The organism is Streptomyces sp. NPDC032745 (assembly GCF_055579465.1).
Genome location: NZ_JBVING010000001.1, coordinates 821,722 through 834,752, shown reverse-complemented (window position 1 = coordinate 834,752; position 13,031 = coordinate 821,722). Strand labels below are relative to the sequence as shown.

The following is a 13,031-nucleotide window of genomic DNA, read 5'->3' as shown; positions in this document are numbered from 1 at the left end:
GAGGGTGAATAAGCGCTGATCAGGCAGGAATCATGCCTGAATCGTGCGCGGCTTGAAGCTCGGCCGGGCGCTTTCGTAGGTGGCGATGTCGGCTTCGTTCTGAAGGGTGAGCGAGATGTCGTCCAGGCCCTCCAGCAGACGCCAGCGGGCGTTGTCGTCGAGTTCGAACTCCGCCTCGATTCCCGCCGCGCGGACCTGGCGCGCGACCAGGTCGACCGTGACCTCGGCGGTCGGGTCGGCCTCGGTCAGCTCCCACAGCCGGTCGACGGTCTCCTGCGGCAGGACCACCGTCAGCAGACCGTTCTTCAGCGAGTTGCCGCGGAAGATGTCGGCGAAGCGGGAGGAGATGACCGTCTTGAACCCGAAGTTCTGCAGGGCCCAGACGGCGTGCTCGCGCGAGGAACCGGTGCCGAAGTCGGGGCCGGCGACCAGGACGGTCGCGCCCTGGCGCTCCGGGCGGTTCGTGACGAACTCGGGGTCCTTGCGCCAGGCCTCGAAGAGCCCGTCCTCGAACCCGTCGCGGGTGATCTTCTTCAGCCAGTGGGCCGGGATGATCTGGTCGGTGTCGACGTTGCTGCGGCGCAGCGGGACGGCCCGGCCGGTGTGGGTGGTGAAGGCTTCCATGGTTCTCAGACTCCGGCGGTCGCGTTGGCGTCGGACAGGTCGGCGGGCGAGGCCAGATGGCCCAGCACCGCGGTGGCGGCGGCCACCTGCGGGGAGACCAGGTGGGTCCGCCCGCCCTTGCCCTGCCGGCCCTCGAAGTTGCGGTTGGAGGTGGACGCGGAGCGCTCACCGGGGGCCAGTTGGTCGGGGTTCATGCCCAGACACATCGAGCAGCCCGCGTGCCGCCATTCGGCGCCGGCGTCCTTGAAGACCTTGTCCAGGCCCTCCTCCACGGCCTGCAGGGCGACCCGGACGGAGCCCGGGACGACCAGCATCCGTACGCCGTCGGCGACTTTGCGGCCCCCGATGATGCCGGCGACGGCGCGCAGGTCCTCGATGCGGCCGTTGGTGCACGAACCTACGAAGACGGTGTCGACCTTGATGTCGCGCAGCGGCTGTCCGGCGGTCAACCCCATGTACTCCAGGGCCTTTTCGGCGGCGTGGCGCTCCGAAGCGTCCTCGTACGAAGCCGGGTCGGGGACGTTCGCCGACAGCGGCGCGCCCTGGCCCGGGTTGGTGCCCCAGGTGACGAACGGGGACAGCGTGGTGCCGTCGATGACGACCTCGGCGTCGAAGACCGCGTCGTCGTCGGTGCGCAGGGTCTTCCAGTACGCGACCGCCGCGTCCCAGTCCGCGCCCTCGGGGGCGTGGTCGCGGCCCTCGAGGTAGTCGAAGGTGGTCCGGTCGGGGGCGATCATGCCCGCGCGGGCGCCGGCCTCGATCGACATGTTGCAGATGGTCATGCGCGCTTCCATCGAGAGCTTCTCGATGGCCTCGCCGCGGTATTCCAGGATGTAGCCCTGGCCGCCGCCGGTGCCGATCTTGGCGATGATCGCCAGGATCAGGTCCTTGGCGGTGACGCCCTCGGCCAGCTCGCCGGTGACGGTGATGGCCATCGTCTTCGGGCGGGCCAGCGGCAGCGTCTGGGTGGCCAGTACGTGCTCGACCTGGCTGGTGCCGATGCCGAAGGCCAGCGCGCCGAAGGCGCCGTGCGTGGAGGTGTGGGAGTCACCGCAGACCACGGTGGTGCCCGGCTGGGTCAGGCCCAGCTGGGGTCCCACGACGTGTACGACGCCCTGCTCGACGTCGCCCAGGGAGTGCAGGCGTACGCCGAACTCCGCGCAGTTCCTGCGCAGCGTCTCCAGCTGGGCCCGGGAGACCGGGTCCGCGATCGGCTTGTCGATGTCGAGGGTGGGGGTGTTGTGGTCCTCGGTCGCGATGGTGAGGTCGAGGCGTCGGACCTTGCGGCCGGCCTGGCGCAGGCCCTCGAAGGCCTGGGGGCTGGTCACCTCGTGCAGCAGGTGCAGATCGATGAAGAGGAGGTCGGGCTCGCCCTCGGCGCGCCGGACGACATGGTCGTCCCAGACCTTCTCCGCGAGTGTCCTACCCATCGCTTTCCCTCCGGCCGGCCGGTTGTGCCGGCGCTTTATAGAGATCTCGTGCGCCTGATCGCCTGTACCCCACGCCCCAGGCGACGGCTCGGACCCAGTGGTTCGTGGACCCGCACATACAGACTCGCTGGTTCTTGGAAAAATTGAACTTGCGTTTCACAGTGTGAGACGCGAATATCGTTTCATGGACAACTCTAGCGGCGTCGGCGTTCTCGACAAGGCAGCTCTGGTATTGAGCGCACTGGAGTCCGGTCCGGCCACCCTCGCCGGGCTGGTCGCGGCGACAGGGCTCGCACGACCCACGGCACATCGCCTGGCCGTGGCACTGGAACACCACCGGATGGTGGCGAGGGACATGCAGGGCCGGTTCATCCTCGGTCCGCGGCTGGCGGAGCTCGCCGCCGCGGCCGGCGAGGACCGCCTGCTGGCCACGGCGGGACCGGTACTCACCCACCTCCGTGACGTGACGGGCGAGAGCGCGCAGCTCTACCGGCGTCAGGGCGACATGCGCATCTGCGTGGCGGCCGCGGAGCGGCTGTCGGGCCTTCGGGACACCGTCCCGGTGGGCTCCACGCTCCCGATGAAGGCCGGTTCGGCCGCGCAGATCCTGATGGCCTGGGAGGAGCCCGAGCGACTCCACCGCGGGCTCCAGGGCGCGCGCTTCACGGCGACGGCCCTGTCGGGCGTACGGCGCCGCGGCTGGGCGCAGTCGATCGGCGAGCGGGAGCCCGGCGTGGCGTCGGTCTCGGCGCCGGTGCGCGGGCCGTCGAACCGCGTGGTGGCCGCCGTGTCGGTCTCCGGGCCGATCGAGCGCCTCACCCGCCACCCCGGCCGGATGCACGCCCAGGCCGTCATCGACGCGGCCGCCCGCCTGACGGAGGCCCTGCGCCGCTCCGGCTGACACCTTCCCGGCCGCAGGCCCCTCCCCCATCCCCCGGGCCCGGGGGCGCGTACGACGCCGCACACGTCCGAACACGCGCCTCCGGGCCCGCACTTGTACGGGGCCCGCGCGGAGGCGGAATGCGTCCGGGAACAACGAAGAGGCCCTCCGCGACGAACGCGGAGGGCCTCTTCTGTGCGTACCCCCGACCGGATTCGAACCGGCGCTACCGCCTTGAGAGGGCGGCGTGCTAGGCCGCTACACAACGGGGGCTTGCTCTGTACTGCGCTGGGCTACCAGGACTCGAACCTAGAACAAAGGAACCAGAAACCTTCGTGTTGCCAATTACACCATAGCCCAATGTGGTCTATACCAGACCAGTACCCCCGACCGGATTCGAACCGGCGCTACCGCCTTGAGAGGGCGGCGTGCTAGGCCGCTACACAACGGGGGCCCTAGCGATCCTGCATCAAGACGTCCGGGAGCTACCCAAGTGGAGATCTTGCGGGAAGGATCTGTACCCCCGACCGGATTCGAACCGGCGCTACCGCCTTGAGAGGGCGGCGTGCTAGGCCGCTACACAACGGGGGCAAAGCACTGCGTTACTACTGCACTGCGCTGGGGTACCAGGACTCGAACCTAGAATAAGGGAACCAGAAACCCTCGTGTTGCCAATTACACTATACCCCACCGAAAGTCAACCCCTTGGGGGGATTTTCTTTCGAGTGGCGCCTCCGTCCGGCCTTTCGGCCCGCTCCGGCGGCGCAGAAAGAACATTACCGGATGCCTGACCGTGCTCCAAAACGGGTATCCGAGGCCAGCAGCTCCGGGAGCCGGGCGAGCCCGGCGATCCGGTGCACGCCGTCGGGGCCCGGCCCGCGCCCGCCGTCGCGGTCGAGCCAGACCGCGGTCAGTCCGGCGTCGCGGGCGCCGCGCGCATCGATCTCCGGCTGGTCCCCCACGTACGCCACGTCGCCCGGCGGCAGCCCGAGCGCCTCGCAGGCCGCCAGGAAGGCCTCCGCCTCGGGCTTGCTGACGCCCAGTTCCACGGCGCACACCAGCACCTCGAAGCGCTCGCGCAGCCCGAGGTGGCGCAGCTTCGGGTCCTGGTTGACGGTGGAGGAGTTGGAGAGCACCCCGTGCCGGTAGTCGGCCGCGAGGGCGTCCAGTACGGGCACGACGTCGGGGAACAGCATCCAGGCGGCCTTGTAGTGCTCGACGTACCGGTCGAACCAGCCGTCGGCCTCGGCGGCGCTCATCCCGGGTTCCCCGAGGAAGTCCCGCACCCGGTCCCGGCGCTGCTCCTGGAAGCTCACCTCCCCGGCGGCGAAGCGGTCCCAGTGGCGGGTGGTGATCTCCCGCCACAGGGCGAGCGCCTGCGCGGGGGACCCGTACCGCTCCGCGATGCCCTCCTCGGCGAGCCGGCGCGCGAGTCCGGCCCGGTCCGCCCCGGTGTAGTCGAACAGGGTGTCGTCGATGTCCCACAGCACGGCGCGGATCGGCATACCCCCGACGCTACGACATCGCCGGGCTCCGTCCCCGGGGTTTGCCGATGTCTGTCGCCCGAACCGCGGTTGACGCCCGGGAAACGCCTCAGGGGGCGGCGGCCGGGGTTCTCCCCCGGCCGCCGCCCCCTGAGGGACATACGGGCCTGCTTACGCGGCGAGCTTGGCCAGGGCCGCGTCGATGCGGGACAGCGAGCGGTCCTTGCCGAGGATCTGCAGGGACTCGAAGAGCGGCAGGCCGACCGTGCGGCCGGTGACGGCCACGCGGACCGGGGCCTGGGCCTTGCCGAGCTTGAGCCCGTGGGCCTCGCCGGCGGTCAGGACGGCCTGCTTGAGGGACTCGGGGTCGCTCCAGTCGGCCACGTCCAGGTTGGCGCGGGCGGTGGTCAGGAGGGCCGCGGGCTCGCCCTTCATCGCCTTGTCCCAGGACGCCTGGTCCTCGACCGGCTCCTTGCGGAACAGGAAGTCGACGTTGGCGGTGATGTCCGACAGGACGGTCACGCGGGTCTGGGCGTACGGCGCGATCGCCGCCCAGGCCTCGGCGTCGAAGTCCTCCGCCTCCCAGTTGGCGTGCGGGGCCTGCAGCCACGGGGCGCAGGCGTCCGCGAAGGCCTTCGGGTCCAGCAGCCGGATGTGGTCGGCGTTGATGGCCTCGGCCTTCTTGAGGTCGAAGCGCGCCGGGTTGGCGTTGACGTCCGGGATGTCGAACTTCGCCACCATCTCCTCGATCGAGAAGATGTCCTGGTCCTTGGAGAAGGACCAGCCGAGGAGCGAGAGGTAGTTCAGCAGGCCCTCGGGCAGGAAGCCGCGCTCGCGGTACAGGTTGAGCGAGGACTCCGGGTCGCGCTTGGAGAGCTTCTTGTTGCCCTCGCCCATGACGTACGGCAGGTGGCCGAACTCGGGGACCGCCTTGGCGACCCCCAGCTCGATCAGCGCCTTGTAGAGGGCGATCTGGCGCGGGGTGGAGGACAGCAGGTCCTCGCCGCGCAGGACGTGCGTGATCTCCATCAGCGCGTCGTCGACCGGGTTGACGAGCGTGTACAGCGGCGCACCGTTGGCCCGCAGGATGCCGAAGTCCGGCACGTTCTCCGGGGTGAAGGTCAGCTCGCCGCGGACCAGGTCGGTGAAGGTGATGGGCTCGTCGGGCATCCGGAAGCGGACGATCGAGGAGCGGTGCTCGCCCTGGTAGGCCTCCAGCTGCACCTGGGTCAGCTCGCGGCAGTGGCCGTCGTAGCCGGAGGGCTTGCCGGCGGCGCGGGCGGCGGCGCGGCGCGCGTCCAGCTCCTCGGTGGTGCAGTAGCAGTCGTACGCGTAGCCGCCGTCCTTGAGCTTCTTCGCGACGTCCGCGTAGATGTCCATGCGCTGGGACTGGCGGTACGGGGCGTGCGGGCCGCCCACCTCGGGACCCTCGTCCCAGGTGAAGCCGAGCCAGCGCAGCGAGTCGAGCAGCTGGACGTACGACTCCTCGGAGTCGCGCGCCGCGTCGGTGTCCTCGATGCGGAAGACGAACGTACCGCCGTGGTGGCGGGCGAACGCCCAGTTGAAGAGAGCCGTCCGGACCAGGCCGACGTGGGGGTTGCCGGTCGGGGAGGGACAGAAACGGACGCGGACGGGTGCGTTAGCCACGCTTGATCACCTTGTTGGTGAGAGTGCCGATGCCTTCGATGGTGACGGCGACCTCGTCGCCGACGTTGAGGGGGCCGACTCCGGCCGGGGTCCCCGTGAGGATGACGTCGCCGGGGAGCAGCGTCATGGCCTCGGTGATGTGCACGATCAGGTCCTCGATGGAGCGGACCATGTCGCTGGTGCGGCCGAGCTGGCGCTGTTCGCCGTTCACGGTGCACTGGATGGTCAGGTCGCTCGGGTCGAGCTCGGTCTCGATCCACGGGCCGAGGGGGCAGGAGCTGTCGAAGCCCTTGGCCCGGGCCCACTGCTTCTCGCGCTGCTGGACATCGCGCGCGGTGACGTCGTTGGCGCAGGTGTAGCCGAGGATCACGTCCTTGACGCGCTCCTTCGGGACCTCTCGGCACATGCGGCCGATGACCACGGCGAGCTCCGCCTCGTGGTGGAGGTCCTGGGAGAAGGAGGGGTACGTGATGGGGTCGCCCGGGCCGACCACCGAGGTGGAGGGCTTGAAGAAGGTGATCGGGACGTCCGGGACCTGGTTTCCGAGCTCTGCCGCGTGCTCCGCGTAGTTGCGGCCGATGGCCACGACCTTGTTCGGGAGCACGGGCGGCAGCAGCCGGACCTTGTTCAGCGGGACCTTCGTGCCGGAGAGCTCGAAGTCCGCGAACGGAATGCCCTTGATGATGTCGAGGACGAGCTCACCCTCGGCGCCGGGGGCAGTGCTGCCCTCGACCGCGCCGAACGCGACATTGCCGTCGATGGAGAACCTGGCGATGCGCACGTGTTGCGTCTGCCCCTCTGTATTTCCGCTGGCTGGAGTCTGCGTCCCCAGGCTAACGCGGCGGGCAGCGGCGCTTCGCGTTCCTTTTGCCGAGTGGCTTACTGCGCGGCGGCGACCGGCGCGTCCATCAGGATCGTGCGGCGCGGGTTCGCGGTCTGGGTGGGGAGCTCGACGGCGTGCTCCGGAGCCTCGGCCGCCTGCAGCTCCTCGGCGTCCTTGAGGTGCGCGAGGGTGGTGCGGCGGGGGTTGGCTATGTTGCGGAACATCATCGTCGTCTTCACGGTGTCTCGGGCCCTCGGCTCGGTTGTGGGGTGGGGGTTGTCGGATCCGTCAACCCTGTAAAGGGCAAGGCTAAACATCCGATTCCCCGGCTCAACCGGGAAGTAATGGCCACGGCTGTGTGAGTTTGCTCACCCGTGACCAGACAATGCGGGCATAACGGATGGTCAATTTTGGGTGACGAACCGGACATTGCGCCACTGAATCAGCCATTCCGCTCCTGATCATCTCGACTGGGACACCTTGCCAGCCGCCGCGTTTGGATGACGTAAGTCCGTTTCCTCCCGAAAGGCGGACCACATCGCGTAGTGCGGCCATCACGGGAAGTCACCGACTACCCGGGCCGACACGCGCACCTTGTTGGAGATCCGCCACTGTGCTGGAATTCGCGGGACCGCCGCGGGAACAGCCGGCGCGCAGGTGGCGCGACACAGCGCCGCGCGCGGCGGCAAGGAGAGGGAGACGCGCCGGTCACCGACGACCACCATGGGGCCGAAATGCCCCACGACTCGACACCGTCCCACCGGTCGCCCGGCGGGACGCCTGGTCCAGAGGTTGCGACGCTAGTGCAGGGACGATTCAAGAGGGATGGCAGCGCTGCGGCGGAGCAGGAGCCGCGCGGCGGGACCGACCGTGGCTCCTCGCCCCAGCACGCCCAGAACCGCGGGCCGGCTGTCGAAGGCGCAGGCACCGACTCCTCCGCCACCGTGAACGCGGTGAAGGGGAAGGCGCGCCTCAAGCCCCGGGGCAAGGCGAAGAGCGAAGAGCCGGCCGACAAGGACGTGGCGATACCGAAGTCCCCCAGCGGGCCCGGTTCGCGATTCGCCATGCAGAACTGGCGCATCAGCACGCGACTCGTGTCGCTGCTGACCCTGCCGGTCGTCGCCGCCACCACGCTCGGTGGCTTCCGCATCAACGACTCGCTCAACGACATCGACCAGCTGGAGCACATGCAGCTGCTGACGACGATGACCCGGCAGGCCACCAACCTGGCCGCCATGCTCCAGGAGGAGCGGGACAGGTCGGCGGGTCCGCTTTCGGTCGACAAGTCGGGCAAGCCCAACACCCTCGTCACGGGTGTCCGCGACCAGACCGACGCCGCCGCCAAGGCCTTCGCCGCCGCGACCGACAAGGTCGACAGCGCGGAGGACAAGGACGAGACCCTCAAGTCGATCCGCAACAACATCCTGCAGATCGGCCGCCAGCTCACCGGCATCGAGGAAATCCGCAAGAACGCGTACCGCAACAGCGCCCAGCAGACGGTCACCGAGTACAACGCACTGATCGTCTCGCTGCTCTCGCTCTCCCAGGACATGGCCCAGGCCACCTCCAGCCCGGAGATGATCAAGCGTACGCGTGCCCTGGCGGCCTTCTCCTCCGCCAAGGAGTACGCCTCGATCCAGCGCGCGGTCATCGCCGCCTCGCTGCCCGACAGCGGCCAGCCCGCAGGCACCCTCACCGAGAACGACCGCCTGTACGCCCTCGCCGCGCTCCGCGGCGAGAGCCAGGCGAAGAAGACCTTCGAACTCGTCTACCAGGGCAAGCCCGAGGAACTCCTCGCGGTGCTCGGCGACGGCAACGCGGAGATCGGCAAGGCGGACCACTACACCCGCCGCATCCTGTCGACCCAGGGCCAGTTCGCCAAGGAGACGCAGTACCGCTCCTGGATGGACTGGTACGACGCGGACGACACCAAGATCCAGGCGATGAAGCAGATCGAGCTCACCCTGCTCGAGGACATGGAGCAGAAGGCCCGCGAGCTCAAGAACTCCTCGCAGCAGGACGCCATCATCAACGGTGCCCTGATCCTCCTCGTCCTCGGTGTCTCGCTCGTCGGTGCCTTCGTCATGGCGCGGTCGATGATCCGCTCGCTGCGCCGCCTGCAGGACACCGCGACCCGGGTCGCCCAGGACCGGCTGCCCGAGCTCGTCAAGCAGCTGTCCGAGTCCGACCCGCAGGACGTGGACACGTCCGTGGAGTCCGTCGGCCTGCACACCCGCGACGAGATCGGCCAGGTGGCCGCGGCCTTCGACGACGTGCACCGCGAGGCCGTCCGCCTCGCCGCCGAGCAGGCCCTCCTCCGGGGCAACGTCAACGCGATGTTCACCAACCTCTCGCGCCGTTCGCAGGGCCTCATCCAGCGCCAGCTCTCGCTCATCTCCGAGCTGGAGTCGCGCGAGGCCGACCCGGACCAGCTGTCCTCGCTCTTCCGGCTCGACCACCTCGCGACCCGTATGCGCCGTAACGGCGAAAACCTCCTCGTCCTCGCGGGCGAGGAGCCGGGCCGCCGGTGGACCCGCCCCGTCCCGCTCGTCGACGTGCTCCGCGCCGCCGCGTCCGAGGTGGAGCAGTACGAGCGCATCGAGCTGGCGTCGGTGCCCGGCACCGATGTCGCCGGCCGCGTCGTCAACGACCTCGTGCACCTGCTCGCCGAGCTGCTGGAGAACGCCACGTCGTTCTCCTCCCCGCAGACCAAGGTCAAGGTCACCGGTCACGCGCTGCCCGACGGCCGCGTGCTCGTGGAGATCCACGACACCGGTATCGGCCTCTCCCCCGAGGACCTCGCCGCGATCAACGAGCGGCTCGCGTCGCCGCCGACCGTGGACGTCTCCGTCTCCCGCCGCATGGGCCTGTTCGTGGTCGGCCGCCTGTCCCTGCGACACGGCATCCGCATCCAGCTGCGCCCGTCCGACTCGGGCGGTACGACGGCCCTCGTCATGCTGCCGGTGGACGTCGCCCAGGGCGGCAAGAAGCCGGGTCCGATGCCGGGCCAGGGCGGCCAGGGCGGTCCCGGTGGTCCGGGCTCCGGCGGTCAGCAGGGCATGCCGGGTGCCTCCGCGCAGGGTTCCGTCCCGGGCGGCGGCGCACGCCAGCCCGTGGGCTCCGGCCCGCAGCGCGGCCAGGTCTCCGGCGGCGGCCAGCGTGCCGCGCTGCCGGGACGCGACGGCGCCGCCGGTCCGCAGGGCGGTCCCGGTGCACGTCAGCAGGGCGGTCCCGGGCGTCAGCAGGGCGGTCCGGGTATGCCCGGCATGCCGGGCGCTCCGACCGGCCAGGGCCAGGGTGCCTTCGGCGGCGGTTCCCCGCTGCCGGGCCGCGGTCCGGCCGGCGGTCCCCCGTCCCGTCCGATGGCCGCGCCCACGGCCTCCGGCCAGGGCGGATTCCCGCAGGGCAACGGCTTCGAGCGGCCGCAGACTCCGCAGCAGCCCGCCCCCACGGGCCCGGTCCCCTCGGCCCAGGCGCCCGCCGCCCCGGCTCCGCGCGGCAACCGTCCGCAGCTGCCGCCGCGCGGTGGCGCCCCCCGTCCGGAGCTTCCGGGTACGGGTCCTGCCGGGATCCCGCAGACCACCAGCTGGGGCGCCGACCCGGCGCGCAGCGGCGGCCAGGAGGTCCCGCGCGGCCACGACGAGCTCTCGGGCCCCGGCGCGACGGCCGAGTTCCCCCGTCCGGACTTCAACGCCCCGCGCCCGCCGGCCGGCAACAGCACCACCGGGCAGTTCGAGCGTCCCGACCTGCGGGCCCCGCTGCCCCCGGCCGGCCAGGACATGTCCTCCACCGGGCAGTTCGAGCGCCCGGAGCTGCGCGGTCCGGCGGATCCGTCCACCACGGGCCAGTTCGCCCGCCCGGACTACCAGGCCCCGCGGCCCGGCGGCCCCGGTGTCGGCGGATACGCCCAGCAGCCCCAGGCCCCGCAGTTGCCGCAGGCTCCCCAGCCGGAGGCGCTGCCGCCGGCTCCGGGCACCGGCAACGAGCGCAGCCCGATCTTCGACACGCTGGAGTCGAACTGGTTCCACCAGGAGGGCCAGCAGTCCTCCGGTCAGGCGCCGGCCGTACCCCAGCAGCAGTCCGCCCCGGCTCCGGCTCCCCAGCAGCGCCTGCAGCAGCCGCTGCCGCAGCGCGGCCAGGAGCAGGCGGCCGAGCCCGCCCAGGCGGCGAACGGCAGCTCGCCGACCGTCAGCTGGCGGTCCTCGCCGAACGACGAGCTGATGCGGCAGGCCGAGCGCGTGCGCCAGCCCGCCGCCGGCGGCATCACCACCTCGGGGCTGCCCCGCCGAGTACCACGGGCGAACCTCGTGGCCGGCACCGCGCAGCAGCAGGCCGACGCACAGTCCGGCCCGCAGGTCTCGCGAGCGCCGGACGACGTCCGCGGCCGTCTGACCAACCTCCGACGGGGTATCCAGCAGGGCCGTCAGGCCGGCAACAACGGCCCGGCGACCGGCAGTTACCACATCGACCCCACTTACCAGCAGGAGCGTTAGTTGAGTTCGATGAGCCAGGCGGCACAGAACCTGAACTGGTTGATCACCAACTTCGTGGACAACACCCCCGGGGTGTCCCACACGGTGGTGGTCTCCGCCGACGGCCTCCTTCTGGCGATGTCCGAAGGATTCCCCCGGGACCGCGCCGATCAGCTGGCGGCCGTGGCCTCCGGTCTGACGTCGCTGACCGCAGGAGCCTCCCGCATCTTCGAGGGTGGCGCCGTCAACCAGACCGTGGTCGAGATGGACCGGGGATTCCTCTTCCTCATGTCCGTCTCGGACGGATCCTCGCTGGCCGTACTCGCACACCCCGAATGCGACATCGGCCTCGTCGGCTACGAGATGGCCCTCCTCGTGGACCGCGCCGGCAGCGTCCTCACCCCGGACCTGCGCGCGGAGCTGCAGGGAAGCCTGCTCATCTGACGCCACATCTCCCGGCCGGACGGTACTTCCGGCCGGGGGACCGGGGCGCCAGCCCCGGAACCCAGTACCACCGTCAGGCCGTCATACCGTCCCCCCACCGGCCGCCCCGTCAGACGGCACGCTGACCACTGCTGTCCAGCCCGGAGGATCAATGACCCCGCCCCCCGCCTACTCCGATTCGTACGGCGATTCGTCGTACTCGGAAGGCGACCAGCCGCTCGTTCGCCCGTACGCGATGACCGGCGGACGGACCCGGCCGCGCTACCAGCTCGCCATCGAGGCGCTGGTCAGCACCACGGCCGATCCGATGCACCTGTCCGGCCTGCTTCCCGAGCACCAGCGCATCTGCACGCTGTGCCGCGAGGTCAAGTCGGTCGCGGAGGTCTCCGCACTGCTGTCGATGCCGCTCGGTGTCGCCCGGATCCTCGTCGCCGACCTGGCCGAGGCCGGAATGGTGGCCATCCACCAGCCGGGCAATGGAGAGGCCGGCGGCACGCCGGATGTAACGCTGCTCGAAAGGGTGCTCAGTGGACTTCGCAAGCTCTAATGGCGGAACCGCCCGTTCCACCACCTCCGCGAAGATCGTGGTGGCGGGCGGGTTCGGCGTGGGCAAGACCACGTTCGTCGGGGCCGTCTCGGAGATCAATCCGCTGCGTACGGAAGCCGTCATGACCTCCGCGTCGGCCGGCATCGACGATCTGACCCACACCGGGGACAAGACGACCACCACGGTCGCCATGGACTTCGGCCGCATCACCCTGGACCAGGACCTGATCCTGTACCTCTTCGGTACCCCCGGTCAGGACCGGTTCTGGTTCATGTGGGACGACCTCGTCCGCGGCGCCATCGGTGCCATCGTGCTGGTCGACACCCGCCGCCTCGCCGACTGCTTCCCCGCGGTCGACTACTTCGAGAACAGCGGCCTGCCGTTCGTCGTGGCCCTCAACGGCTTCGAGGGACACCAGCCCTACACCCCCGAGGAAGTCCGCGAGGCCCTGCAGATCGGCCCGGACGCTCCGATCATCACCACCGACGCCCGCCACCGGGCGGACGCCAAGAGCGCGCTCATCACGTTGGTCGAGCACGCCCTCATGGCCCGACTCAAGTAACACGATTCGAGTCACGCGGCTCAAGGGGCACCACTCAAGTACCACGGGTTCTTCACAACGTGAGAGGGCGGGCTGTGTCATAGGACACGGCCCGCCCTCTCGGTTCATAACGTTTCGA

Annotated in this window: 11 protein-coding genes and 5 tRNA genes; 5 read left to right on the top strand and 11 right to left on the bottom strand. The window is 70.3% G+C overall.

Annotation, left to right across the window (positions count from 1 at the left end):
- Positions 1–30: 30 nt before the first annotated feature.
- Both leuD and leuC read right to left on the bottom strand, forming a co-directional pair.
- Positions 31–624 carry a 3-isopropylmalate dehydratase small subunit gene (gene leuD / locus ACZ5WG_RS03685; protein ID WP_383515346.1) on the bottom strand — a complete coding sequence of 198 codons (594 nt, stop codon included), beginning with the start codon at positions 622–624 and terminating at the stop codon, positions 31–33.
- 5 nt (positions 625–629) lie between these two features.
- Positions 630–2,054 (bottom strand): 3-isopropylmalate dehydratase large subunit, encoded by a 1,425-nt coding sequence (leuC, locus tag ACZ5WG_RS03680; RefSeq protein ID WP_468720307.1) that lies wholly within the window; start codon positions 2,052–2,054, stop codon positions 630–632.
- 184 nt (positions 2,055–2,238) lie between these two features.
- Between leuC and ndgR the strand changes: the two genes are divergently transcribed.
- Positions 2,239–2,955, top strand: a complete 717-nt coding sequence (gene ndgR / locus ACZ5WG_RS03675; protein ID WP_030304142.1) for an IclR family transcriptional regulator NdgR — start codon at positions 2,239–2,241, stop codon at positions 2,953–2,955.
- Between the two features lie 179 nt (positions 2,956–3,134).
- On the opposite strand, the gene ACZ5WG_RS03670 is transcribed toward ndgR, so the two are convergent.
- The 9 genes from ACZ5WG_RS03670 to ACZ5WG_RS03630 all read right to left on the bottom strand — a co-directional run bounded on the left by ACZ5WG_RS03670 (position 3,135) and on the right by ACZ5WG_RS03630 (position 7,127).
- Positions 3,135–3,207: transfer RNA gene (locus tag ACZ5WG_RS03670), tRNA-Glu, on the bottom strand.
- A gap of 15 nt (positions 3,208–3,222) precedes the next feature.
- A tRNA-Gln gene (locus ACZ5WG_RS03665) sits at positions 3,223–3,294 on the bottom strand.
- 21 nt (positions 3,295–3,315) lie between these two features.
- Positions 3,316–3,388, bottom strand: a tRNA-Glu gene (locus tag ACZ5WG_RS03660).
- 64 nt (positions 3,389–3,452) lie between these two features.
- Positions 3,453–3,525, bottom strand: a tRNA-Glu gene (locus ACZ5WG_RS03655).
- 27 nt (positions 3,526–3,552) lie between these two features.
- A tRNA-Gln gene (locus ACZ5WG_RS03650) sits at positions 3,553–3,624 on the bottom strand.
- A gap of 86 nt (positions 3,625–3,710) precedes the next feature.
- Positions 3,711–4,439 carry an HAD family hydrolase gene (locus tag ACZ5WG_RS03645; RefSeq protein WP_468720305.1) on the bottom strand — a complete coding sequence of 243 codons (729 nt, stop codon included), beginning with the start codon at positions 4,437–4,439 and terminating at the stop codon, positions 3,711–3,713.
- 150 nt (positions 4,440–4,589) lie between these two features.
- Entirely contained in the window at positions 4,590–6,065 is a 1,476-nt protein-coding gene (gltX, locus tag ACZ5WG_RS03640; RefSeq protein ID WP_468720304.1) for a glutamate--tRNA ligase, read from the bottom strand.
- A complete protein-coding gene (locus tag ACZ5WG_RS03635) occupies positions 6,058–6,846 on the bottom strand; it encodes a fumarylacetoacetate hydrolase family protein (RefSeq protein WP_468720303.1) in 789 nt (262 codons plus the stop codon). Before ACZ5WG_RS03635 ends, gltX begins: the two co-directional genes overlap by 8 nt.
- A 98-nt stretch (positions 6,847–6,944) precedes the next feature.
- The gene (locus ACZ5WG_RS03630) at positions 6,945–7,127 is read right to left on the bottom strand and encodes a hypothetical protein (protein WP_383515507.1); all 183 of its coding nucleotides are present in this window, start codon (positions 7,125–7,127) and stop codon (positions 6,945–6,947) included.
- Positions 7,128–7,691: 564 nt separating this feature from the next.
- Between ACZ5WG_RS03630 and ACZ5WG_RS03625 the strand changes: the two genes are divergently transcribed.
- The 4 genes from ACZ5WG_RS03625 to ACZ5WG_RS03610 all read left to right on the top strand — a co-directional run bounded on the left by ACZ5WG_RS03625 (position 7,692) and on the right by ACZ5WG_RS03610 (position 12,913).
- Positions 7,692–11,381 carry a nitrate- and nitrite sensing domain-containing protein gene (locus ACZ5WG_RS03625; protein WP_468720302.1) on the top strand — a complete coding sequence of 1,230 codons (3,690 nt, stop codon included), beginning with the start codon at positions 7,692–7,694 and terminating at the stop codon, positions 11,379–11,381.
- A gap of 9 nt (positions 11,382–11,390) precedes the next feature.
- Positions 11,391–11,804, top strand: coding sequence for a roadblock/LC7 domain-containing protein (locus tag ACZ5WG_RS03620; protein ID WP_008739864.1), 414 nt, complete (start codon positions 11,391–11,393; stop codon positions 11,802–11,804).
- A 151-nt stretch (positions 11,805–11,955) separates the two neighbouring features.
- Positions 11,956–12,351 (top strand): DUF742 domain-containing protein, encoded by a 396-nt coding sequence (locus ACZ5WG_RS03615; RefSeq protein WP_048475965.1) that lies wholly within the window; start codon positions 11,956–11,958, stop codon positions 12,349–12,351.
- Complete coding sequence (locus ACZ5WG_RS03610) at positions 12,332–12,913, top strand: GTP-binding protein (RefSeq protein ID WP_048475966.1); 582 nt, start codon at positions 12,332–12,334, stop codon at positions 12,911–12,913. Before ACZ5WG_RS03615 ends, ACZ5WG_RS03610 begins: the two co-directional genes overlap by 20 nt.
- The last annotated feature ends 118 nt before the right edge of the window (positions 12,914–13,031 follow it).

Excerpts from the sequence above, each read along its gene's own strand:
- leuC (WP_468720307.1), bottom strand. The coding sequence starts at position 2,054 with ATGGGTAGGACACTCGCGGAGAAGGTCTGGGACGACCATGTCGTCCGG.
- ACZ5WG_RS03645 (WP_468720305.1), bottom strand. The coding sequence starts at position 4,439 with ATGCCGATCCGCGCCGTGCTGTGGGACATCGACGACACCCTGTTCGAC.
- ACZ5WG_RS03615 (WP_048475965.1), top strand. The coding sequence starts at position 11,956 with ATGACCCCGCCCCCCGCCTACTCCGATTCGTACGGCGATTCGTCGTAC.
- ndgR (WP_030304142.1), top strand. The coding sequence starts at position 2,239 with ATGGACAACTCTAGCGGCGTCGGCGTTCTCGACAAGGCAGCTCTGGTA.
- ACZ5WG_RS03620 (WP_008739864.1), top strand. The coding sequence starts at position 11,391 with ATGAGCCAGGCGGCACAGAACCTGAACTGGTTGATCACCAACTTCGTG.
- leuD (WP_383515346.1), bottom strand. The coding sequence starts at position 624 with ATGGAAGCCTTCACCACCCACACCGGCCGGGCCGTCCCGCTGCGCCGC.